We start from the raw sequence: 24,429 nt of genomic DNA on the forward strand, positions 1-24,429 counted from the left end.
ATCTCCCCTATCTCCCCTATCTCCCCTATCTCCCCTATCTCCCCCATCTCCCCTATCTCCCCTATCTCCCCTATCTCAATTAGTCCTGCTCATCTAGCATTCGTTCCAATGCCACGCGATCGACTCGTCGGGGGTAGCGTTTATCCATTGGGATTTTTTCGACGACGCGCAACGCTTCTACATTGGCCCATTGTAGGGATTCTAGGACGGAGGATAAACTGCGTTGAAATAAGGTGCGATCGCCGCTTTGGTCGGCCATTTCTACAACTAAAGTTCGCTGATAGCGATAGGAAAAAAAGGCGATCCGCTGGACTTCGCGATTGTAATCTACGGCGCATTCTACAGTGAGGGGATAAATCACTCCGAATTTATCTTGAATGCAATCTTGGCAGGGTCCAAGCAACCACAATCGTCCCTGAGAGTCTAAGTATCCTGCATCCCCGGTGCGATGCCATTGTTGGTCCCCGACCCGAAAGTTCATGGGTTCGTCTCCGAGTTCGTTTAAGGTTCGGGTGAGGAAGCGATCGCCTTGCAGCACAATTTCTCCCGGTTCGGAATAAGGGCGGCAGGTGGCTTCAAATTCGGCTTGATTTTGATAGGGGACAACGGGTGCGCCCCATTGGTTGGAAATAATTCTTAACTGAATATCTGGGGCCGGTTTGCCCACGAGTAAGCCTTTTCCCGTCTGCATTTGACTAACATCGCTGACTTCAATTTCTCGGCGAGAGAGGCTGGCGATCGCGGCGGTTTCTCCATAAATTGCGATAATTTCTGCTTGGGGTGCAATTTGATTGACTTGATTAAGCCGACTGGGCAGAACTGGCGTTCCCCAAATAAAAATTTTATACAGCGAGGTTAATAATTCTCTTTTTTTTAGCAACGCTTCGATTAGGTTTTCGAGTAAAGTGGGAGCAGCCACAATCCGAGTGGGTTGATATTTGTTAATGGCATCAATAATCGGTTTTATTTGAGTCATTAAAGGCTTCTGGGTTTGAAACTTGGGCAATAAACTGGTAACGCCTAAGCCGAGATTAATTAGTCCTAAAAGTGGTTGTAGGGTAATATCTATTTCTCCGGGATGTAATAAAAGAATTTCTCCCAGTGATTTTTGTTGAACTCCCAAATAATGGTGAGTCAATTCAATAAATTTAAATTGGTCATACAATCCCACAGTAGAGACGATTAATGCTGGAGTTTGTGGCTCAATTTCGGTAATTTTAGGGTCAGTTTCTAGGGTTTGCGATTTCTGCCAAGAAATGAGGGGGGGGAGGGAAAATCCGATGGTGAATTTCAGCGCAATTTTGCGAAAAGCCCGGGAGAAAAACCGCCCAATTAAATTTTTTGTGGTGGTAATGATGGCTTTTGGACGGCACAATGTACAGGCGCGATCGACTTCATCAGACTTGGCATCTGAATCGAGGATTAAGGCGATCGCACCCAGCCTAAAAATTGCAATGAGCGCCACGTAAAAATCTGTTGACAGGGGCATCATCAGCAAGACGGTATCTCCCGTCTGCACCCCTTTTTGTCGCAACAGCGTAACTCCCCTCCGCGCCCTCAACTCCAAGTCTGCAAAACTCACCCTGCCTCTGGCACCGCGTCGCATCTCCAGGATGGCTGGAGTTTCTGGGGTTTCTTCAACTTGTTTGTGTAAAATTTCGGCAATATTCATCGCTCAAGGAGTGGGATAAAGGCAGGCGTTGATTCGCCATTTTAAGCCAGCAACAGGGCTGGAAACTACATCGGCATCCCGCTCGCCACGGGAATTTAAGGGGTGGATAAAAATTGTTTTGATTGGGCTATTTTAGAAATATATCCTATGAAGTGACCCCTTGGGAAATCCGAACGGCCAATTTAACAGAGATACCACAAGTGCAAGCGGGTAGCCTCTAGCCCGAGAGGGAGATGGGGGGATAGGGGAGATAGGGAGGATAGGGAGGATGGGGGAGGAATGGAAATGAGCAAGGTCGTTTTTATATCGACCGAATAAGATAAAATGGAAATCTTTATTAGGATTTTTCAAGGGAATGATAACCGATTTCATTTTAAAGGATAATGGAAACAATTATTGGGCCAATCTGTGCAAGTAGGGGTCGGTCAATTGAGCAGATGTATCCTGAGTCACAATTTAACCCTGCCCATTGAGATTACAATTTTTCCTTAATGTCCCCGGTCCGGATTTGATTCAACTCCAAAGGGGAAAACCAGCCCTGATCATACCTGATAAATGTCCTGAATTCTAATAAAAATTCGGTTAAACTGCTAATTGATGTCGTACATTCCTCTATAATCTGTTTAATCTCATGCGTAAAACGAAGATTATCTGCACTCTGGGTCCGGCTAGTTGCGATCGCAATACCATTAAACAAATGGTTCTGGCGGGAATGGATGTAGCTCGCTTAAACTTCTCCCACGGTGAGTATGCCACTCACGAACAAAATATCCGCACCATTCGCGAAGTCTCCGCCGAATTAAATAAACCGATCGCGATTATGCAGGATTTGCAAGGTCCGAAAATCCGCGTCGGAGAAATGGAAACCGGGGTGGTTCTCCATCCTGGGGATCAAACCATCATTACCATGCTAGAGGTATTGGGCAATGCTGAACGCTTTAGTTCAACCTATAAAGGATTAGCCCATGATGTTAAAGAAGGAGATTCAATTCTCATTGATGATGGTCTGATTTGCATCCAAGCTAATCGTATTTATGAGAAAGAAATTTACGGAACAGTAATTTATGGGGGCCCGGTCAAAAGCCACAAGGGAATTAACCTCCGACATTCTTCAATTTCTGCGCCAGCCATGACCCAAAAGGATATTGAAGATTTGAATTTTGGCTTAGAGCAAAACATTGATTATGTGGCCCTCTCTTTCGTGCGGGAAGCCTCAGATATCAAAGAAGTAAAAGGAGCAATTAGGCGCAAGGATAAATACGCTCATGTTATTGCTAAAATCGAGCGCCATGAAGCCTTAGAGTGTTTAGAAGAGATTGTAGAAACGGCAGACGTTGTGATGGTAGCCCGGGGAGATTTAGGGGTGGAAATTCCCTTAGAACGGGTTCCTACCCTCCAAAAATCGATTTTACAGGCCTGTAGAAATCATCAAAAACCTGTGATTGTCGCCACTCAAATGTTAGAGTCTATGATTCATAATCCGCGCCCGACCCGTGCGGAAGTATCGGACATTGCTAATGCGATTTATGATGGAGCAGATGCGCTGATGCTGTCGGGAGAAACAGCAGTGGGAGATTATCCCATTGAATCGGTCAGAACAATGGCGCTGATTGCCGAAACTGCCGAGGCTCAGTTAACCACTTCCCGACAATATGTCACGGGAATTGAGGCATATTCGATTGGGAATTCGGTGGTCCATGCAGGCTGCCAACTGGCTGAAAACCTCCATGCCAAGGCGCTAATTTGCTTTACTGAACATGGATTCACAGCCCGGTTATTGTCGAAATATCGCCAATCTATCCCAGCGATCGCCGTCACTACCGATGAGTTTATTCAACGGCGCATCGCTCTATATTGGGGGTTGCAATCCTTGCAACTCCAAGAGGTTTCTAATACCGATGAAATGATTGTTTTATTAGAAAAAACAGTTTTGGAACAACAACTGGTCGAAAAAGGAGATCTGGTTGTCATTATTGCTGGGTTACCCCTTCCTATTACCGGGGTAACTAACTTGATTAAAGTGCATCGCATAGGGGAAAGTTATGCCGTTTAAGGGAAAGAAACGCCCTCTGAGGGAATGATTTTATAATTCCGCACTGATGAGGTACTCATAGCCAGCACGAGTGAAAGCATCTTGCTCCCCCCACATCCTCGGGAGCAAAATGCTCTCACTCCCAAAAGAAGGTACGCGGATAACTGTGGGAATGGTGGTAACGCGGTGCAACAGGAGTTTGGCGTTTGAACCCCGGCTTGCCCTCTGTTGAATTTGAGAATAAACGGTTTAAAATAGTTGGCAGTTTAGTCTATTGGGAATTGGTTCGATGCGTTTACCCCAAAAATTAATGCTTCTCGGGTCCGGCGAACTCGGGAAAGAATTTACGATCGCCGCTCAACGTCTCGGGAATACAGTCATTGCGGTTGATCGCTATGCCAATGCTCCGGCGATGCAAGTGGCGGATTATTCTGAAGTGATTTCTATGCTGAATCCCGATGATTTGGAACGAATCGTAAATCACCATCAGCCTAATTTTATTATCCCAGAAATTGAAGCAATTCGCACCGAAAAATTACTCGAATTTGAGAAAGATCGCGGCATTGTGGTCATTCCCACAGCGAAAGCAACAAACTACACCATGAATCGCGATCGCATTCGGGAACTCGCTCATCAAGAGTTAGGCATTAGAACCGCTAAATATGCTTATGCCACCACTTTAGAACAATTAATTGCCGCTTCGGAACAAATCGGCTTTCCCAATGTGGTTAAACCTGTGATGTCTTCTTCGGGGAAAGGACAATCTACCGTTCGCGATCGCAGCGAAGTGGAGGCATCCTGGAACTATGCGATCGCCGGTTCCCGTGGCGATACTCAAAAGCTAATTGTTGAGGAATTCATTGAGTTTGAACTGGAAATTACCCTGCTAACAATCCGCCAATGGGATCATCCCACGTTGTTTTGTCCGGCGATCGGTCATCGTCAGGAACGCGGCGACTATCAAGAATCCTGGCAACCGGCAGATATTTCACCGGAACGAGTCCAAGAAGCCGAGGCGATCGCCCAAAAAGTTACCGATGCTTTAGGTGGTGCAGGTATCTTTGGCGTCGAGTTTTTTATCACCAAAAATGAGACCATTTTCTCCGAACTCTCCCCCCGTCCCCACGATACCGGCATGGTAACTCTCATCTCCCAAAATCTCAATGAATTTGAGCTTCATCTCAGAGCTATTTTAGGGCTACCTATTCCCAAAATTGAACAATTTGGTCCTTCTGCCAGTGCAGTTATTTTAGCCCAAGACCATTCAGAATCAATTTCTTATCAAGGGGTAGCCGATGCCCTCATCGAACCGGATGTGGATTTAAGATTATTTGGTAAACCCGATTCTCGTCCCTTCCGCCGCATGGGAGTCGCTTTAGCAAAAGGTCAAACCATTGCAGAAGCAAGGGCAAAAGCAACTCGGGCCGCTAATACCGTGAAAATTAGTAAATAATCCCAGAAAAATCCTAGGGACTCGGTACAGCAGGCATGAAACCCTCCGGTTTTTTATTCCATTTCTGCCCCGAAACAGTAAATTTAGGCTAAAAATCGGGTTTCTGACTCCTGCTGATTTAATCTGATACTGATGCCCTAGGTCCATAGCCCGCACAGGCGCTCTAACGGTAAGAATAAATGTTTCAACTCCAGATTATGCCTAACTATGTCTGGGGGATGAGGGAGAAATCTCTCTCCTGAGAGAGTATATTTTCCTTTTATTTTTGCATACTATTAGGAGTTTCTAAATAAACCCTCCTACTATCGGCGTGCCTTAGTCTTGGCTTCTGTCAAGACTAAGCATTTTTTCATTGCTTCAGTTGAGAGGATAGCCGAGGATATTTAGAAGCCCGAAACCGAGAGCAAGCCTTAATTATTTTTAAAATATTAATTTTTTTCCCCTATTCTACATCCCTACTGATATTTTGGAAAATCTTTCACCCAAGGAGTTAGAGCAACTCCCTAAGTCCGGCAATAAATTAGAAATAAATCAAGGAGAATCCCCGAAAATGTTTAACCCTTTAAAAGTTACCCTAACTTTGATGACATCTGGCCTCTTTGCCTTAATGCTCCCTGTTTCCAAGGGAGCGATCGCCCAAGAATATCCAGGCTGTTTTATGATCGATTCTTCCGGCCAAGCCAGGAATCTCAATAACCTCTGTCAACCCCCGTTGCAAACTGCCACACCGGGGGGCCAAATCCCCGGACAACCGGGCAATGTCCCCGGGGGAGAGGCAGCAGCGCCCGGTCAAGTCCAAACCCTCCCTGATGGCACAACTGTTCAAATCCTCCCCGATGGCACGAGGGTGATAAATGGGACGGGTTCTGCCCCGATTCAAACAGTGCCTGGACAGCCCACCCAAGGAACTCCCACTCAGCAGCAGGTTCCCATAGGAACTCCCACTCAGCAGCAGGTTCCCATAGGAACTCCCACTCAGCAGCAGGTTCCCACCGGAACTCCCACTCAGCAGCAGGTTCCCACCGGAACTCCCACTCAGCAGCAGGTTCCCATAGGAACTCCCACTCAGCAGCAGGTTCCCATAGGGACTCCTACTCAGCAGCAGGTTCCCATAGGAACTCCCACTCAGCAGCAGGTTCCCATAGGGACTCCCACTCAGCAGCAGGTTCCCATAGGAACTCCCACTCAGCAGCAGGTTCCCATAGGGACTCCCACTCAAACGATTCCGGGGGATTTTCAAGTTAATCCTGGAGTTCAGCAGCAAGTGAATCCCGGAGTTCAGCAGCAAATTAGTCCCGGAGTTCAGCAACAACCGACGGTTAGTCCCGGAGTACAGTAAAGGTTAGAAACCGGGTTTTTTACGAATCCGCAACCCATCGGGGCCAAAAACTCGGTTTCTTCTCCCGGGGATTTAAAAGGGTGCAGATGTTCCAGCAGTTCAAGGCAAAACACTGCATTATCATCCCAGGCAAGCTGATTGCGTATGATAGAGGCAGACCTTCAACCCCCATAACGATAAATTCCGTGTCAGTCAATCGCACTATGACCCGTAAGCATTCAGGGCATCCCTTGGGGCGTCTGCTGGAATATGGACATCAATATCGCGTTCAAATCTGGCAGGCGATCGCCTGTTCTATTCTCAATAAATTGTTTGACTTGGCACCTCCAGCCCTGATTGGGGCGGCAGTGGATGTAGTCGTCAATGAAGAAAACTCTTTTGTTGCCCAATTTGGGGTGACCGATGTCTTTGGACAATTGCTGATTCTCAGTGGGCTTACCTTTATTGTCTGGGTGTTGGAATCGGTCTTTCAGTATGCTTACGATCGCCTTTGGCGGAATCTAGCCCAAACCCTACAACATGATTTACGCCTGGATGTTTACCGCCACTTACAAGACCTCGACCTAGCCTATTTTGAGGAGCGTTCTACCGGCGGGTTTATGTCTATCTTAAATGATGATATTAACCAATTAGAACGCTTTTTAGATGTTGGGGCCAATGAAATTCTCCAGGTGGTCACGACGGTGATTATCATTGGCACAGTCTTTTTTGTTTTAGCGCCGACGGTGGCATGGATGGCACTGTTGCCCATGCCTTTTATTATCTGGGGTTCGATCGCCTTCCAGAAATTGCTCACTCCTCGCTATGCTGAGGTTCGAGAACAAGTCAGTTTACTCAATAGCCAACTGAGCAATAATTTAAGTGGAATTACCACCATTAAAAGCTATACCGCTGAGGTTTATGAAAGCAAACGCATCGGACGATTGAGCGAAAATTATCGCCAAAGCAATCGACGGGCAATTGCCTTGTCTGCTGCTTTTATTCCTTTAATTAGAATCATCATTCTGGTGGCTTTTACCGCTACTTTGTTGTTTGGCGGTCTGGCTACGGTAGAAGGGAATCTAGCAGTGGGAACTTATAGTGTTTTAATCTTTTTAACTCAGCGGTTATTATGGCCGTTAACACGGTTAGGTCAGACTTTAGATTTGTATCAACGGGCAACGGCTTCTGTAGCGCGAGTGATGAATTTATTAGAGACACCGATCGCCACCCATCCGGGGAATAAACCGTTACCGATTCAAACGGTACGCGGCGAAATTCAATGGCGGGATGTTAGCTTTGCCTATTTTGAGCGCAATCCGGTGATTAATCACTTATCCCTAGAGATTCCAGCAGGAAAAACTATTGCTTTAGTGGGGGCGACAGGTTCGGGGAAAAGTACCGTAGTGAAACTGTTGCTGCGACTGTATGAAATCCAGTCGGGTAGTATTACTTTAGATGGGATAGAGTTGCGCGATATTCAGTTGCAGGATTTGCGACGGGCGATCGGGTTAGTCAGTCAGGATGTATTTTTATTTCATGGGACTGTTGCTGAAAATATCATTTATGGCAGTTTTGATGCCCGCTATGAAGATGCAATTGAGGCAGCAAAACTCGCAGAAGCCCATGATTTTATTATGGAACTGCCTCAAGGGTATGACACCATTGTAGGGGAGAGGGGGCAGAAACTTTCCGGGGGACAGCGACAACGATTGGCGATCGCCCGGGCCCTGTTGAAAAATCCGCCGATTTTGATTTTAGATGAAGCGACATCAGCGGTGGATAATGAAACAGAAGCGGCGATCGGGCGTTCTTTGGACCGAATTACTCAAAACCGCACGACCATCGCGATCGCCCATCGTCTCTCGACTATCCGAAATGCGGATTGCATTTATGTCATGGATCGGGGAGAATTGGTAGAACGCGGCACTCATGAGGAACTCCTGGAACGAGGAGGGATTTATGCAGGGTTATGGCGCGTGCAAATGGGTTTAAAGTAATCCAATCATCCAATCGCAACACAAGAGAAATAGCAATGACTGGTTTTTTACCGGGGAACCTTCAGCCAGAGAAAGTCGAGGACCGATGGCGTTATGAATTAGCTGATTTTGCCAAAGCTCACCAACAGGAATTGGCAGCTCTTTCCTGGGGCCTATGGCTGGAAAATCAACATAACGGCAGCGTGATGGGAATCGACTTGCAACCCACTCCGCATTTTATTTACTGCCCAAAAGAGGCGGTACTTAAACTCAATGAAACCGTGGGGAGTTTCTTACAAGAAGTCGTGGGAATTGTCGAGGGGTTTAATCCAGAAACTGAGGTTCTCCTCGTCGGGATTAATCAAGGGCAGCTAAAGGTGATAGAATTTGTCACTGAACCACCCCCTCCCCAATGTTTTGAAATGATATCTACCGATGTGGATACGTTATTGGACCGATTAGAACAGGGTCTGCAAGAACGGGTGAAAGGGTAAGAGTTAGGGGACTGGGGTGAGGGGAAGGGTAACGGTAAAGGTCGTCCCTTGACCCAGTTGGCTTTCTACGGTAATTTGACCGTGATGTAAATCTACGGACCGTTTGGCGATCGCCAGTCCCAACCCAGTTCCGGGAATCGTTCCCACATTAGAAGCGCGAGAAAATGGCACAAACAAGGTGTTGATTTCTTCGGGGTCAATGCCAATCCCGCGATCGCAGATTTGAAACACCACCTCATCTTCCTGGAAAGATAGGTTAATCAAAATTTCCCCCCCTACCGGAGAATACTTAATCGCATTTGCAATTAAATTATTGAACAAATGCCACAGTAATTTTTGGTCGAGGTAGGCGGTTCGGGATTCTCCTTGTTGAGTAAAAATTAGGCGGTATTCCTGTCCCGCACTCAATTGGAAGGTTTCGACAATCCTCTCGCAAAATGATGCCAAATTTAAAGGGGCGGGGTTTAAGCTAGTTTTGGGAAAATCCGCTTTACCAAATTTTAAAATATCTTCAAGTAGCTGATTTAGGCTTTCCGTCGCCATCACAATTTGTTCAAGATGTTTTTGGGTTTTTTCCGGGGGCCAATTATCCACATACTCCTGAATTAATTCCGCTGAGGATTGAATAGTCGTCAGGGGGTTGCGAAATTCATGGGCCGCCATCGACAAATATTGAGCTTTAATTTGGCTCATTTCTTCGGCTTTATAACGGTTAGTTTCTGCGGTAGAAACTGCTTTTTTGACTTCCAATTCAGCCTGATGCCTGGATAAAGCAATTTCGATAGTCACCCACAGTTCAGTTTCCCGAAAAGGTTTGAGAATGTAACCCAAAGGCTGAGTCACCTTCGCTCGTTTCAAGGTATTTTCATCAGCATAAGCGGTTAAATATACCACGGGAATTTCTAAGGTTTCCCGAATTTGATCCGCTGCCATAATTCCATCCATTAGCCCTTGCAGCATGATATCCATCAACACCAAATCCGGCTGATGAATGGCCGCAGCGGCGATGGCTTCTTCTCCCGAGGCTACGATATCCACCACCTCATATCCCATTTTTTCTAAGCGGAGGGCAATATCTTCAGCAATAATGGCTTCATCTTCTACAACCAGAATTTTATGTGACATAACAGGTTTTCCCCAACTTTAATCGGTACCATGAGACAGAATTCCTGTCCCTCAAGTTTTGTGTCAATTATAAAACTGAAATTGCCTGGGGTAAAGCAAAGAAGAGTGGGAACTCAAACCCTTTTGCGGATCCCCGAAACGGCGTTAAAGACCTTGGGGAGAGGGAAAGGTAATTTGAAAGCAAGCTCCGTGACTATTTTTAATATCCAGGGTTCCCCGTAATTGTCGGGTCAGAGCACGGACTAAGCGCAGTCCTAAAGAACTGGTTTTTTTGAAGTCTAATTCGTCCGGTAAGCCCCGACCCGTATCGCGCACCATCAGATTTAATGTCTGATGATCCAAGGCGGAAAATTCTATAAAAATGGTTCCCGAACCGTCGTCGGGAAAGGCGTGTTTGAGGGAGTTGGAGACGAGTTCATTGAGCAACAATCCGCAGGGAATTGCCGTATCTAGGTTGAGGGAAACATTTTCAATCTGCAGTTTTAACCGGACTTTTTTGGGGCTAATATTGTAGCAGGAAAATAAGTTGCTCGTCAGGCTTTCAATGTAATCATTGAAATCTATTTTAGCGAGGGTATCAGAGTGGTAAAGTTTTTCATGAATTAAGGCCATTGAAGCAATGCGGTTTTGACTATCGCGTAAAATCGATAAAATTCGCGGTTCTTCAATATAAGAACTTTGCAGGGAAAAAATACTGGAAATCACCTGCAAGTTATTTTTGACCCGATGATGAACTTCCTTGAGGAGGAGTTCTTTTTCTTCTAGGGAGGCTTTAATTTGGCATTGGGCTTTTTTGCGATCGCTCAGTTCCACTTGCAGACGTTCGTAAAGTTCTGACTGCTGAATTGCAATGGTCAGTTGAGTGGCTAAAGAGGCTAAAAGGTCAATTTCCCCGCCTTGCCACTGCCGAGGTCCCGAACATTGATGGGCGATTAATAATCCCCACAGTGTATTTTTTTCAATGATGGGAACGACCAGTTTAGCGCGGACTTCGATGGTTTTCATAAACTCCACCAAACAGGGGACAACCTGTCCGGAATCGCGGTCAACTAAGGCACAAATTCGTCCTTCAATGTACCGTTGATAATTTTCTACGGGAAACACTTCTTGGGGGAAAACCCGATTTAAGACCTTCAGCCAACCGGGTTTGACGGCTTCGGCGATCGCACTGCCGGTCCCATCAGCCCAGACCCGATAGACTAAGACGCGATCGCACCCGAGCACTTGCTGCACTTCCTCAACGGTGGTACTCAGAATTGTGGTTAAATCCAAGGAGTGGCGAATTCGTTGGGCGATCGCCCCAAGCAACCGTTCCCGTTCCACCTGTTGCCGCATCGCCTCTTCCGCCTGTTTGCGATCGCTGATATTCAACATCACCCCATCGGCGATCACATCCCCATTATCCATCCAAGTATAATGGGTATTGTCCTGCACCCACTTCAGTTCGCCCGAAGCACTAATAATGCGAAATTCCTGATGATCCCGGGGTTGTTGCCTCCCCCCGAGGGAGGCAATGCGCTCCCGAAACCCCTCGCGATCGTGGGGATGGACTCGGCCAAATAATCCCCACAAATCCGCCATCGCATCCATAGGGTCGATCCCTGTGAGTTCTTTAATACCATCACTGATGAAAGGAACCGTAATCCGTCCATCGGTCCGAACAATCGCCCGATACATCACCCCGGGCAAGTTCGCGGCGATCGCGGAAAACTGGCGATCGCGTTGCTCCCGGCGGGCAATTTCAATTTCTAGCCGTTCCACCGTCCGGGCTAATTCCGCAGTGCGCTCTTGCACCAAGGCTTCTAGGGTTTGATTTTCCCGATCAATGTTAGAAATCAATTGATCCCGTTCCTGCTCCGCCTGTTTCTGCTCCGTTATATCTTGTACCAGGGATAAAATTGAAATCGGATGTCCCGCTTCATCTAACAGAGCCGAATTATGCCACTCACACCAAATAACTTCCCCTTTTTTTGTATAATTTCGATAGCAAACAACATTGTGAGGTTCTTTCCCCTCCATGAGGCGATCGAGGGCTGCGATAACCAACCCTTCATCCTCGGGATAATTACAAGGCCACTTTTGCCGAGGAATACCGATTACCTCTTGTGCCTTCCAACCCAAAATTTTTTCGGCTTGGGAAGACCATCGTTTCACCCCGAACACACAATCCCACTCGATCGCCCCTAGGGGAAAATTTTCTACATGAAAGGTTAATCTCTCGTAAGCCTGCCGCAGTTCTTCATGATCCGATGGTAGACTTTCCGCACCCTCCAAGGGGGGACGGGTGGGGGCGGCCCAGTTAGTCAAACGGTTCTCCGGCTGTTGGCTAAAATTTTGCATTCCTTACCTTCCCGAACTCAATCCCCTTCAGCGGTTTCACGACTCCTATTTTTGATAGGCAGTGGCTTTCCTGGCGACCTCCAACCGAGAACCCCAAACATCTCGGGGGTCGAGTTGCGGTCCCTGACGCCTTCAGGACTTGCCCTGAACCAGCCGGTTTTTTGGACTCCCAGTGGGGGGATTCCATTAATCCCAGGCTTTTAGGACAAAAATCCCAGAGATTTTACATCAGGGTTCGCACTGCCTGCATTCCCTAATTTTAGGTTTTGCTATGTCTTTATATTCTGTCGCGAAAAAGACCCAGTTGCCAAAAAAGTTTGGCAACTGTGGAACAGCCGTGGATCAGTTCAGAACTTAGACCATTCCAGAATGTGCTTCGCCGTCATCTGGGGTTGTTCTAAATGGGGAACGTGACCACAGTTGGGAATCCAGATTAGCTTACTTGAGGCGATCGCTTCCGCGAACTTGTAAGCATCCGCTGTGCCCAAAATTTGGTCATCTTCTCCCCATAAAATTAGAGTCGGTTTGTCTACCTGCTCAATTTTATCTGCTAAAAAGTTGTAGCCCCCGCTTTTGGTAAAGGCGATCGTGCCGCGATCCCACCCCGGCATCTGCAAATGCAGACTCGCACAAGCTGCGGCATCTGCCGAAGCTAACGCGCGATCGCAGTACGCTTTCAGACTGATTTGTTGCCGAATCCGAGGATTTCTTAAAAATTGGGTTGCCAAATACCCCAGGGGGGGAAACATCATCTTGCCCATCGCGGGACCCTTGGCAAACCCAGCACTATCAATTAACACCAATTTTTGCACCGCATTCGGGTAAGATAAGGTAAAATCGAGCGCCGCTGCACCGCCCATTGATACCCCTACTACAATCATGGGCTGTTGAATTAATTGGGTCCAAAACTCATATAAATGGGTTTTAATCGCCGAGGGTGTAATCGGAATTTCCGGCAGGCGATGGGTAAATCCAAATCCCAATAAATCCATCGCCCAAGTTTGGTGCTCTGCTGCCAGCAACGGCAGCAACCGGCGAAACTCAAACACGGAACTATCAAACCCATGTAGCAGCAAAATCGGCGGCCCCCCCCGCCCTTCCCGAACGAAACTCGTCGGAATCGGGCGATCGCCCCCGGAAGTCAGGATGTCCTGACATTCGATTCTTTGTGCCAGGGCGATCGAAGTGGATTCCGTCAAAAACTTAACATCAGAAGGCAGAAAACTCGGAAACATAATTTTGATAGAATTCAAAAAGTGTCGGTTGCAAGACACTCAATCAACAGTAAACTAAAAATAGCACGTCAAAGCAGCAATTAAAATTATGGTTTCCCTCGCCCCCACACCCACAGATCTTCCCAAATTAGATGAATTTGCACAAGGATTACCCAATATTTGCGGCTGGGAAAACGCAGTTCGTTCCGTCGTTCAACATAACGAACCTGTATTTTTGCCTATTACAAATATCCGATTAGAAGACATTAGTGCTGCATTTGCGATCGCCTTGCATATGCACCAACCCACCATCCCGGCAGGACCCAACGGTGAGTATATCGGCCACTTGCAATATATGTTTGAACATACCGGCGAAGGCGATAATCACAATGCCGGACCCTTCTCCTGGTGCTACAGTCGCATGGGGGAATTCATTCCCGAACTCGTTGCCAATGGTTGTAATCCCCGAGTCATGTTAGATTACTCCGGCAATTTATTGTGGGGATTGCGACAAATGGGACGCCATGATGTCATCGATAGTCTCAAACGCATCACCTGCGACCCCCAATACTATCTCCATGTGGAATGGTTAGGAACTATGTGGAGTCATGCCGTGGTTCCCTCCACTCCCCTGCCGGATCTAAAACTACATATTCAAGCATGGCAACATTATTTTGCCTCAATTTTTGGCTGGGAAGCCCTCGCCCGAGTCAAAGGATTTTCCCCCCCAGAAATGCACCTTCCCAACCATCCTGATACCCTCTTTGAGTTGATCAAAGCCCTCAAAGAAAGTGGCTATCGCTGGATTATGGTTCAGGAACATTCCGTGGAAACCTTAGAGGGTCATAGTCTGGGCTACAAACATCTTCCCCACCGCCTAATTGCCCGAAATTCCCACGGAGAAACCACCAGTATTACTGCCTTAATTAAAACCCAAGGGTCTGATACTAAATTAGTGGCACAAATGCAGCCTTATTATGAAGCCAAAACCCTGTCTAAACAGCAAATTGGGTCGGTAACCGTTCCCCCTATTGTTACACAAATTGGTGATGGGGAAAATGGGGGCGTGATGATGAATGAATTTCCCGACGGCTTCAAACGCACTACTTATGAAATTGCCCAAAATAATGGGGGAAAATCGGGAACGGTTGCTCTTAACGGGACTGAATATTTAGAACTGATTGAAGCGGCAGGCTGTTCCCCCGAAGAGTATTCCCCTTGTCAAGCGGTGCAACAACATAAAATCTGGCAACGGGTTGATCTAGAGAATGTCACCCCTGAAAAAGTAGCCGAGGCGATCGCGCAGTTAAAGCAAGAAGACCATCAATTTCATGTGGATGGTTCCTCCTGGACGAATAACCTCAATTGGGTGCAAGGCTATGAAAATGTAGTCGGACCCATGAATTCCCTCAGCGCCCTATTTCATGAAAAAATTGATCCGCTCATGGGTGATGAAAACTTTACCCAAGAACCGCGCTATCGTCAAGCCTTACTGAACAATTTGTTAACCCAAACCAGTTGTTTTCGCTACTGGGGACAAGGAATGTGGACTGACTTTGCCCGGTCCATCTACAATCGGGCGATCGACCAGTTAAACAACGACTTTTAACCGTCCAAGTTCAACATCAAAACGTCAATCCTTATTAATAAACCTCCTGCTTTCATTCGGGATTGATCCCCCCAACCCCCCTTAATAAGGGGGGCTTAAGAGATTGAGGTAAGAGGTCTAATGTTTGTAATAACAAGTTCAGTTGTTATAGCAAATCCGGGTATCAAAAGTCTGTTTTTGCTCTTTAGCCCGCGTAGGCGGGCTTTGTTCGTATAGCCTCCGGGCTTAAGCCTGGGGGGTTTTATAGACTTTGAATGCCGAATTCCGTATTACTCCTTAACTGGAATCTCCATCTGTAAGGTTCGGACTAGAAATGCCCACTTATCGGCGGCTTCCTCGATGATTTTAGCAGTGGGTTTTCCGGCACCATGTCCGGCTTTGGTTTCAATGCGAATCAGGACGGGTGCATTCGAGGTATGCGCTTCTTGTAAGGCAGCGGCGAACTTGAAACTATGTGCGGGAACAACGCGATCGTCGTGATCTGCGGTGGTAATGAGAGTGGCTGGATAGGCAGTACCCGGTTTAAGGTTATGTAAGGGAGAGTAAGCATACAAGGCTTTAAATTCATCGGGATTATCCGGGGAACCGTAATCGGAACACCAGGCCCAGCCAATGGTAAACTTGTGGAAACGTAACATATCCAGGACACCGACGGCAGGGAGGGCAGCAGCGAACAGGTCCGGGCGTTGTGTCATACAGGCCCCGACTAATAATCCGCCATTGCTGCCACCGGCGATCGCCAGTTTCTGGGGTCGCGTGTACTGATGTTCGATTAACCACTCCGCAGCGGCAATAAAATCATCAAACACATTTTGTTTATTTAACTTCGTCCCCCCTTGATGCCAATCTTCTCCGTATTCTCCCCCACCGCGTAGATTAGGAATGGCAATGATGCCGCCCAATTCCATCCAGACGACTTGGGAGACAGAAAAACTTGGGGTGAGGGAAATATTAAATCCGCCATATCCATACAAATAGGTGGGATTATTTCCATCCCGTTGGATTCCCTGTTTATGGATGATGAACATCGGTACTTGGGTGCCATCTTTACTGGTGTAAAAGATTTGCTCCGTTGTATAATTATCTGGGTTGAAGTCTACCTCGGGTTTTCGATAAAGGGTACTCTTCCCGGTCACCATATCGTAACGATAAATCGTGGGTGGCGTAGTAAAGCTGGTGAAACTATAAAAGGTTTCAGTATCGTGGCGTTTGCCATTAAATCCACCGGCAGAACCGATTCCCGGTAATTCGACTTCGCGGATGAAGGAACCATCGAGGTTAAAGAGTTTAATTTGACTGCGCGCATCTTTGAGATAATCGGCTACAAATTGATTATTTAAAAGACCGATACTTTCTAAGGTTTCGGCGGCTTCGGGAATCAGTTCTTGCCGATCGCCAGTGCGGATATTCAAGGCGATCGCCCGTCCCCGGGGGGCATCCAAGTCCGTTTGAAACCAAAACACATCCCCTTCTTTATCAATAAACCCATACTGGGCTTCAAATTCGGTAATTAATTCAATAACGGAAGCGTCAGGATTGGTTAAATCTTTGTAAAATACCAAGTTTTTCGGGTCAGTACCGCGCCAGACCGAGATAATCAGCACCGTGCCATCTTCACTGACACCCCCGCTAAATCCCCATTCTTTTTGATCAGGACGATGGTAGATTAAAATATCATCAGATTGGGGAGTACCGAGGCGATGATAGAAGAGTTTTTGATAATAGTTAACCTCTTCATATTGGCCTTTGGTGTTGGGTTCATCATAGCGGCTGTAGAAAAACCCTTGATGGTCGTGGGTCCAAGAAGCACCGGAGAATTTAATCCATTGAAGATGGTCGGATAAATCCTCGCCGGTTTCAATATCGCGCACTTTCCACTCTTGCCAATCGGAACCGGAGGAAGAGAGACCATAAGCCATGAATTGAGCATTTTCGCTAATGGCAATACCTCCTAGGGCGATAGTGCCATCTTCCGAGAGCTTATTGGGGTCGAGCAAAACCCGAGGTTGATCATCGAGGTGATTGAGGACATAGAGAACGCTTTGATTTTGCAGTCCATCGTTTTTAAAATAAAAATACCGACTGCCTTTTTTAAAAGGGATACTGTACTTGGAATAATCCCAAAGTTGAGTCAAGCGATTTTTGAGGCGATCGCGTTGAGGAATTTCGTTAAGATAAGCAAAAGTGACTGTATTTTGCGCTTCTACCCAAGCTTTGGTTTCCTCAGCGTCGGGGTCTTCCAACCAACGATAAGGATCGGAAATCTGGATACCGTGGTAGTCATCCACGATATCGCCTTTACGAGTATTGGGATAGCTGAGGGTTCCGTCGAAATAGGACATACACTTAGGGAATTAAGGAGTGTATTCTAGTGTAGCGTTTTGCCTAGAGGATTAAAGCCTTACCGGGGACTGGGAGGGCTTTTTTACCTACCCACCATAACCGGGCGATCGGTACAGATTGGCTCCCAGGAACCCCGTCCCCAGCCCAGCCCCCTCCCGAGGGAGGAATCGCGACAGAATCGCCCCAGGTGTCCGTGATGGCAAGGGAAGCGGTGATTTTTCAGCCCGAGGTAGGAGCTCGGATTCCCCCACCCTAGGTGATCGGTTATAATCTCCGGATTTTCTGCTCTGTCCAATCAGAATAGAGAGAACTCCATTGCGATCGCAATGGAGTTCTCTCTATTCTGAACTGTTCCCCACTCCATGTACCCTAACAAGAAGATCAAAGGGGAAAAACATCCGGTGTAGAAGCAGCTTAATGGTAGGGTGGGGTCTAAATCCTCCGGGGTCACCCCCCATTCTAGGGTAGCCACGCTCTCAGACTCTAACTGATCCTGAGCCAGCGCGGCTAGGGCTAAGGGTTTCCCCAAACAGATGCCCTGTCCGGGAGCATCTACACAGAGGTCACCGGGGAAAAATGCCCTCTTGTTTACCCCAGTCTGGAGCGGATCCTAAAGAAAGCGGGTATCGCCCCTAAGTGGCCTCTATCAATCAACTGACGAATTGTCCGTGGCGAGGGCTACATAAATTAGATTGAGGTAAATGCTTCCATCGGCGAGTTATTTAGAATACAAGCTAAAGCAATTGGGTCGCCAACAATGGGAAGTATAAAAAAGCCTTTTTGAATCAAACCAGTAGTTGAGTGAAGTTGACCCTTTCTTTCTTACAGTGCTACATTTTTTACTATGGCTAAAATCCTAATTGTTGATGATGACGTAACCGTGCAGCTCGTTCTCCAGGACTTACTTGAAAGCGACGGACATCGCATCACCGTGGCCTCTGATGGGACCGAAGGCTGGCGTTTGGCTAGAGAACTGGAACCGGACTTGATCGTTTGCGATTGGATGATGCCCGGACTGGATGGATTAGAAGTCTGTCAGAAAATCAAGTCTGACCCCAAACTTGCACCGATGTTTTTCATCCTACTCACCGCCCGAGAAGAAGTGGGCGATCGCATCAAGGGACTCAACACCGGAGCCGATGATTTTCTCTCCAAACCCATCGAAACCGAAGAGTTTCTCGCGCGGATCAGGGCTGCCTTACGACTCCAAGGCTTAACCCAGGAACTCAGCCAAGCCAATCAGCAGTTAGAAGCCTTAGTCGAAGTGCAGCGCCGACTCCTCGCCTTTAAAGGAGACACCACCACGGATAATAGTCTCAGCTACCCCTACACAGAAATTCTTAAACCCTTGGGACAAGCGGCTCATGCCAGTCGCGTCTACCTGTGCCAAAATCCGCCCTTGTCTACAGGCAATCTGGCCCACAGGGGGCACTCTCCCCTTTTAGTGGCCCAGTGGAGTTGCGAAGAGTTAAAAATTCAACCCGGATCCGACCCCTCTCCCAAACCGGCTCAATGTTTCTCCTTAAAAGCACCCGTGCTGATTGAGCGGTGGGTATCCCTGTTGGCACGAGGAGAAGTCATTGCCGATGTTGTGAGTAACTTTCCCGACTCTGAACGAAAAATCTTAGAACAATCCGGAATTCAATCCCTGCTGATTTTGCCCCTGATTGTGCATGGGGAATTCTTTGGATTTATTCGCTTTGACAACTGCACAGAACCTCGGGTCTGGTCCGAGTCAGAAGTCTCCATCCTCCGGGCCGCTGCTGCTGCCGTCTCTCTTCATAAAGAACGGGCCTTAGCGGAAGTGGCCCTGCGGTCTTCGGAAGCTCGCTATCGTGCCATTGTCGAAGATCAAACTGAACTGATTTGTCGGTTTGCACCCGATGGCACTCTAACCTTTGTTAATGATGCCTACTGCCGCTATTTCGGCGTGAGTCGCAAAGAGCTCATGGATGGATCGGTGGTCTCTTTGATACCGGATATCGATCGCAACCCCATCGCCATGCCTGTGGTCACCCGGGAACGCCGGATCATCCTGAGCAATGGAGAAGTGCGCTGGCAACAGTGGACCGATCGCGCCATTTTCGACGCCCAGGGGGTGTTGAGTGAGTTTCAAGCCGTGGGACGAGATATCACTGAACGTAAATTAGCCGAGGCAGCGGTCCAAGCCAGCGAGGAACGGTTCCGCCAATTAGCCGAAAATATCGAAGAGGTCTTTTGGATTAGCGATCCAGACTATAGTCAAATCCTGTACGTTTCCCCAGCTTATGAGGAAATTTGGGGACTAGAACGCCAGCAATTGTATGAGAAACCCACTGCTCGTTTAGATGCCATTCATCCGGACGATCGCCAAGCCGTCCTCAGCGGATTGATGCCGTTAGATCGCCTCGATCGCGAATATCGGATCATTCGACCCGATGGTTCCATTCGCTGGATTCGCGATCGGGGCTTTCCCATCCGTGACGAAGAAGGAAAGATCTACCGCATTGCCGGAATTTCAGAAGATATTACCGAAATCAAACGCGCTGAAGAGCAACTCCGTCATGCCTTGGCGAAAGAACGAGAAATCATGGAGTTTAGAACCCGATTTGTTTCAATGGTTTCTCATGAATTCCGCACCCCCATGACCACCATTCTCTCCTCTGCCGATTTACTCGAATATTATTTAGAGGAATGGCCCCATGACAAACTGGATAAAAAGTTCCAAGCCCTCCATCGCATTCAATCGGCTACGGTGAACATGACCCAATTACTTGAAGATATCCTGTTCATCGGACGGGCCGAAATGAGCCAACTTCCGTTTAATCCCCAACCCCTTGATCTCGCCGCATTTTGTGAAGGAATTGTAGAAGAGTTTCAATTTTCTTCAACCAAAAATTACACGATTAACTTTGTCCAAAATTACTCTAAGGAGTTTTTAAGCCATAAATACCATAAACCTTGCTTTGATGAAAAATTATTACGATATATCTTAAACAACCTCCTTTCTAATGCTATTAAATACTCCCCGGAGGGCGGAGAAGTTTATTTTGAATTAACCTGTACCGAGACTCAGGTTATTTTTATGATTAAAGACTCAGGAATTGGCATTCCTTCCGATGAAATACCCCGCCTCTTCCAAACCTTCCACCGTTGCGGAAATGTCGGGAATATCCCCGGTACCGGGTTGGGATTGGCAATGGTGAAACGGAGTACCGACTTACATGGCGGGGAAATTGCCGTCAAAAGTGAGGTGGGATTCGGGACGGCATTTACCGTTAGGCTTCCTTTGTATAGCCGACAGCGAGAAGAGGATTCAAGTTCACAACAAGTGGGATAATTATTCTCAGGCGGTTGTCCGGACTCGTCCCCTCGGAATTCTGCCTCTTCCCGAATTTTTGGGGAGTAGAAATGACTTCCTAACGGGTCTATATCTAGTGCTTTTCTGATAAACTATCACTTATGATGACTGAATACTTTGCAACTGTTGCTCGGGGTTTAGAACCCATTGCTGCCCAAGAATTAGAACGGTTAGGTGCTCAAGACGTTCGTCCGGACTTTACAGGAGTCCATTTTTCGGGCGATCGCGCTTTACTTTATCGGGTGAATTTGTGGGGAAGAACTCTGTTTCGGGTTCTCGTTCCCATACGAGAATTTTTCTGCCCAAATGCTGAAATGCTGTATCGAGAAGTCCAGTCTATTGATTGGGAAGAGTATCTCGATCCAGGTAATACCCTGGCGGTGAACTGTACCGGCAGCAATCAAAAACTCAATCACACTCATTTTACGGCCTTACAGGTCAAAAATGCGATCATAGACCAACAACGCGATCGCACCGGAGAACGGTCTACTGTGGATCCGAAGGACCCGGATTTGTTGCTAAATCTGCATATTCATGGCGATCGCGCCATTCTCAGTTTAGATAGTTCTGGAAATAGCTTACACCGGCGCGGATATCGTCCGGCAATGGGAACTGCACCTCTCAAGGAAACCTTAGCTGCTGCTATTTTAGAACTCGCTGAATATTCCCCAGAACAGCCCTTTTTAGACCCCCTGTGCGGGTCCGGGACTTTACCTTTAGAGGCGGGTTTAAAGGCATTAAATATTGCCCCAGGATTGTTTAGAGAACGGTTTGGGTTTATGAGTTGGCGCGATTTTGACCTCGAACTTTGGCAGGACATCCGCCAGGAAGCCCTAGAAGGTCAAAAAGCCGAATTAACCGCCCCCATCTACGGCAGCGATCGCGATCGGGCTGTTATCCAACAAGCCCATCTCAATGCGGAAAACTGTGGATTAGATACTCACGTTCACTTTTCTACCCAAGAATTTTATCACATCGAACCCCCTGCCGAAACCGGCATTTTTATCTGCAATCCTCCCTACGGAGAACGTCTCGGTGAAGTACAGGAACTCGGTGATTTTTATAAATCCCTTGGAGATATTTTAAAACAGCGTTTTACCGGATGGACGGCTTATATTTTATCCGGCAATAAAGAACTCACCAAAAAAATCGGGCTGAAATCCTCAAAACGCATTCCCGTTTACAATGGTTCTTTACCTTGTACCTTACTCAAATATGAATTGTATTAAATTTGAGGCCGGATTTCTCGGTAGGGGAATCGCTTTGAAACCCCTACCCATGTTACTTAGTCTTTCTCGATTTTAACCGATATGATTTTATCTCCAGCCCGAATAGAGTTGACGACATTCATATCTTCGGTTTTACCAAAAACGGTATGTTGTCCATCTAAATGGGGTTGGGGAGAGTGGCAAATAAAGAATTGACTGCCCCCAGTATTACGCCCTGCATGGGCCATTGATAATGTACCCGCTAGATGTTTGTTGGGGTTAATTTCACAATTAATTTTATAACCCGGACCCCCCGTTCCTGTTCCATTGGGACATCCCCCCTGGATCATGAAATTGGGTATTACCCGATGGAAGGTTAATCCATCATAAAACCCACTTTCAGATAATTTGGTAAAATTATCTACCGTATTGGGGGCATCTTTATCGAACAGATCCAGATGAATCGTTCCTTTGTCGGTTTCCATAATGGCACGAGGCATAGGTTTCTCCTTGAATTGATTCAGATTTAAGGGCGTTCTCAGTGGACCGATCGCACAGGACAGCCCTATATTACCTTAGAGCGTCGGTTGTTGGGGAGAGGGGTCATTTGTCATTTGTCATTTGTCATTTGTCATTTGTCCTTGGTTGATGGGGGAGATGGGGAGATGGGGAGATGGGGAGGAGGGGGAGGATGGGGAGGATGGGGAGGATGGGGAGAGGGGGAGAGGGGGAGATGAATTTTTTGGGTTCATCTTTGCCGAGGATGATGTTGATGGGTGCGGGATTGTTGTACTCTAATCATTACCGAAAAAAGCAGAGGAAAATTATGGATAGCGAACAAACTCAAGAAATTCTCAGGTTGCGGGATAAAAAATTGACCCCGAAGCAAATCGCCCGCAAAATGGGGTTGAAAGTCTCGGACGTTACAAGATTTGTGAAGGAACAAGCCGAACAAGTGGCGATCGCTCGTGAGGAATCCGGAGAATTAGCGCCGCTGGTGGAGTGTCTAATCAATGCCAATTGCCTATACAGATTCTTTCCTGAAGAAGGGGCGATCGCAACCCAATCAGAGGATGATTTAGAAACCACAACCGACCCGGGTATGGCGATTGTAACGGTGACGCGATCGCCTGGATTGAACCGCTTTATTGTCTGTACTTACCTCGTGGATTATTGGTGTTTGGGGGTCAAAGATGCCTCGGGGCCGCGCAAATACAATCGCAGTGAATATCAAAAAATTGCCTCTTTGTATTATGACTCGTTCATCGGGGGTTCTGAGAAAATTTCATTAACTCAGGCTCAAGCCATTGTCTGGGGCGCTGTTGAATATGCGGAAACATTAGGCTTTAAACCCCATCATGATTTTGAACAATCCAAAGAACAGTTAGGGGAGTGGAATGGGGAGCCAAAACTTGAATTTGGAAAAGACGGAAAGCCATTCTATACTAGCGGACCCTACGATAATTCCGCCTCAATTATTAGTACCTTGAATAAATCTGTGGGTGAGGGAAATTATCATTATATGATGGGTAGGGAGATGGACTTATAATTTTGTTGAATTTCTGAGGTTGTCAAGCAGGTATTAACTCCCGCTTGACAACCCCGAGACTTAGCTGGCATTAAATGCCATTTGCCAAAATGCCTTTTCAAATTGAGCCACGGTAATCACGGTTTGTTCAGCTTCTTTCTGAACCTCCGGTGAGGCATCCCTGAGCATTTCATCGGCTTGTTGTGCTAACAATTTGACATAATCGGTAAAGCCCGAATTTCCCCAGCGATCGGCAAATTCAGTATAGGGTTCCGGCATGGGTCCTGGCAATTGCCACCCTTGATTATAAGCCAACTCCACCGCCCACAATCCCGTTGCTTGCACCGCATAAGGAGTCCGGGCTAGATTTCCTAAAAACTGGCTGTATTCTTCACAAGTGCGCTGTTTAGCGACATCCAAGGATAAATTCCGTTCGGCGGCTTTGGCTTGAAACCAGTTCAATTCATCTTTGAGGGCAGTTAATCCTCCTAACAGGACATCAAAATGATGGCGAGGAGCAACGGATAAAATCCGGGCTAACATCCGCGTAAATTCCACTACAAATTGATAATCCTGCACCAGCCAAGTATTAAATTGCTCGGGGGTAATAGTGCCTTGTTTACACCCCTCCAGAAAAGGATGGACCGTGGCTTCCTGCCAAAGAGGTTGATGGTTTTTAAGAATTTCTTGACAGGTGAGGCTCATAAGTTAAGAATAATAAACAACAGCTTCAGGTTACATCATTTGGGTACAAAACTGCCCCGTCCCGCATCA

General features: G+C 47.1%; 16 protein-coding genes. 9 read left to right on the forward strand and 7 right to left on the reverse strand.

Annotated features, from left to right (window positions below):
• Window positions 1-79 precede the first annotated feature (79 nt).
• Window positions 80-1,672: an AMP-binding protein gene (locus NG792_RS16380; RefSeq protein ID WP_261198035.1), complete on the reverse strand. Its 1,593-nt coding sequence runs from the start codon at window positions 1,670-1,672 to the stop codon at window positions 80-82.
• Between the two features lie 631 nt (window positions 1,673-2,303).
• Between NG792_RS16380 and pyk the strand changes: the two genes are divergently transcribed.
• From pyk to ccmS, 5 genes are all read left to right on the forward strand, one after another.
• Complete coding sequence (pyk, locus tag NG792_RS16385) at window positions 2,304-3,725, forward strand: pyruvate kinase (protein ID WP_261236090.1); 1,422 nt, start codon at window positions 2,304-2,306, stop codon at window positions 3,723-3,725.
• A 268-nt stretch (window positions 3,726-3,993) separates the two neighbouring features.
• On the forward strand, window positions 3,994-5,157 hold the full coding sequence (gene purT / locus NG792_RS16390) for a formate-dependent phosphoribosylglycinamide formyltransferase (protein WP_261198037.1): 1,164 nt from the start codon (window positions 3,994-3,996) through the stop codon (window positions 5,155-5,157).
• Window positions 5,158-5,740: 583 nt separating this feature from the next.
• Window positions 5,741-6,496: a T-complex 10 C-terminal domain-containing protein gene (locus NG792_RS16395; protein WP_261236091.1), complete on the forward strand. Its 756-nt coding sequence runs from the start codon at window positions 5,741-5,743 to the stop codon at window positions 6,494-6,496.
• 203 nt (window positions 6,497-6,699) lie between these two features.
• A complete protein-coding gene (locus NG792_RS16400) occupies window positions 6,700-8,475 on the forward strand; it encodes an ABC transporter ATP-binding protein (protein WP_261236092.1) in 1,776 nt (591 codons plus the stop codon).
• Between the two features lie 35 nt (window positions 8,476-8,510).
• Window positions 8,511-8,948 (forward strand): beta-carboxysome assembly chaperone CcmS, encoded by a 438-nt coding sequence (gene ccmS / locus NG792_RS16405; RefSeq protein WP_261236093.1) that lies wholly within the window; start codon window positions 8,511-8,513, stop codon window positions 8,946-8,948.
• A 3-nt stretch (window positions 8,949-8,951) separates the two neighbouring features.
• Here ccmS and NG792_RS16410 read toward each other — a convergent pair whose 3' ends face one another.
• The 3 genes from NG792_RS16410 to NG792_RS16420 form a co-directional block, all read right to left on the reverse strand.
• Window positions 8,952-10,073, reverse strand: a complete 1,122-nt coding sequence (locus NG792_RS16410) for a hybrid sensor histidine kinase/response regulator (RefSeq protein WP_261236094.1) — start codon at window positions 10,071-10,073, stop codon at window positions 8,952-8,954.
• A gap of 144 nt (window positions 10,074-10,217) precedes the next feature.
• Window positions 10,218-12,413, reverse strand: a complete 2,196-nt coding sequence (locus NG792_RS16415; RefSeq protein WP_261236095.1) for a histidine kinase dimerization/phosphoacceptor domain -containing protein — start codon at window positions 12,411-12,413, stop codon at window positions 10,218-10,220.
• Window positions 12,414-12,760: 347 nt separating this feature from the next.
• Window positions 12,761-13,648: an alpha/beta fold hydrolase gene (locus NG792_RS16420; RefSeq protein ID WP_261198043.1), complete on the reverse strand. Its 888-nt coding sequence runs from the start codon at window positions 13,646-13,648 to the stop codon at window positions 12,761-12,763.
• Between the two features lie 88 nt (window positions 13,649-13,736).
• Here NG792_RS16420 and NG792_RS16425 point away from each other — a divergent pair, with 88 nt between their 5' ends.
• On the forward strand, window positions 13,737-15,236 hold the full coding sequence (locus NG792_RS16425) for a glycosyl hydrolase family 57 (protein ID WP_261236096.1): 1,500 nt from the start codon (window positions 13,737-13,739) through the stop codon (window positions 15,234-15,236).
• Between the two features lie 269 nt (window positions 15,237-15,505).
• On the opposite strand, the gene NG792_RS16430 is transcribed toward NG792_RS16425, so the two are convergent.
• Window positions 15,506-17,578: a prolyl oligopeptidase family serine peptidase gene (locus NG792_RS16430; protein WP_261236097.1), complete on the reverse strand. Its 2,073-nt coding sequence runs from the start codon at window positions 17,576-17,578 to the stop codon at window positions 15,506-15,508.
• A gap of 845 nt (window positions 17,579-18,423) precedes the next feature.
• Between NG792_RS16430 and NG792_RS16435 the strand changes: the two genes are divergently transcribed.
• Complete coding sequence (locus NG792_RS16435) at window positions 18,424-20,898, forward strand: PAS domain S-box protein (RefSeq protein WP_261198046.1); 2,475 nt, start codon at window positions 18,424-18,426, stop codon at window positions 20,896-20,898.
• 125 nt (window positions 20,899-21,023) lie between these two features.
• A complete protein-coding gene (locus NG792_RS16440) occupies window positions 21,024-22,148 on the forward strand; it encodes a THUMP domain-containing class I SAM-dependent RNA methyltransferase (protein WP_261236136.1) in 1,125 nt (374 codons plus the stop codon).
• Window positions 22,149-22,204: 56 nt separating this feature from the next.
• Here NG792_RS16440 and NG792_RS16445 read toward each other — a convergent pair whose 3' ends face one another.
• The gene (locus NG792_RS16445) at window positions 22,205-22,627 is read right to left on the reverse strand and encodes a peptidylprolyl isomerase (protein ID WP_261198047.1); all 423 of its coding nucleotides are present in this window, start codon (window positions 22,625-22,627) and stop codon (window positions 22,205-22,207) included.
• A gap of 326 nt (window positions 22,628-22,953) precedes the next feature.
• Here NG792_RS16445 and NG792_RS16450 point away from each other — a divergent pair, with 326 nt between their 5' ends.
• Window positions 22,954-23,676 (forward strand): DNA-binding response regulator, encoded by a 723-nt coding sequence (locus NG792_RS16450; RefSeq protein WP_261236098.1) that lies wholly within the window; start codon window positions 22,954-22,956, stop codon window positions 23,674-23,676.
• A 60-nt stretch (window positions 23,677-23,736) separates the two neighbouring features.
• On the opposite strand, the gene NG792_RS16455 is transcribed toward NG792_RS16450, so the two are convergent.
• Window positions 23,737-24,360: a TenA family protein gene (locus tag NG792_RS16455; protein WP_261198049.1), complete on the reverse strand. Its 624-nt coding sequence runs from the start codon at window positions 24,358-24,360 to the stop codon at window positions 23,737-23,739.
• Window positions 24,361-24,429: the final 69 nt, after the last annotated feature.

This window comes from Laspinema olomoucense D3b (assembly GCF_025370785.1).
Lineage (GTDB): Bacteria > Cyanobacteriota > Cyanobacteriia > Cyanobacteriales > Laspinemataceae > Laspinema > Laspinema olomoucense.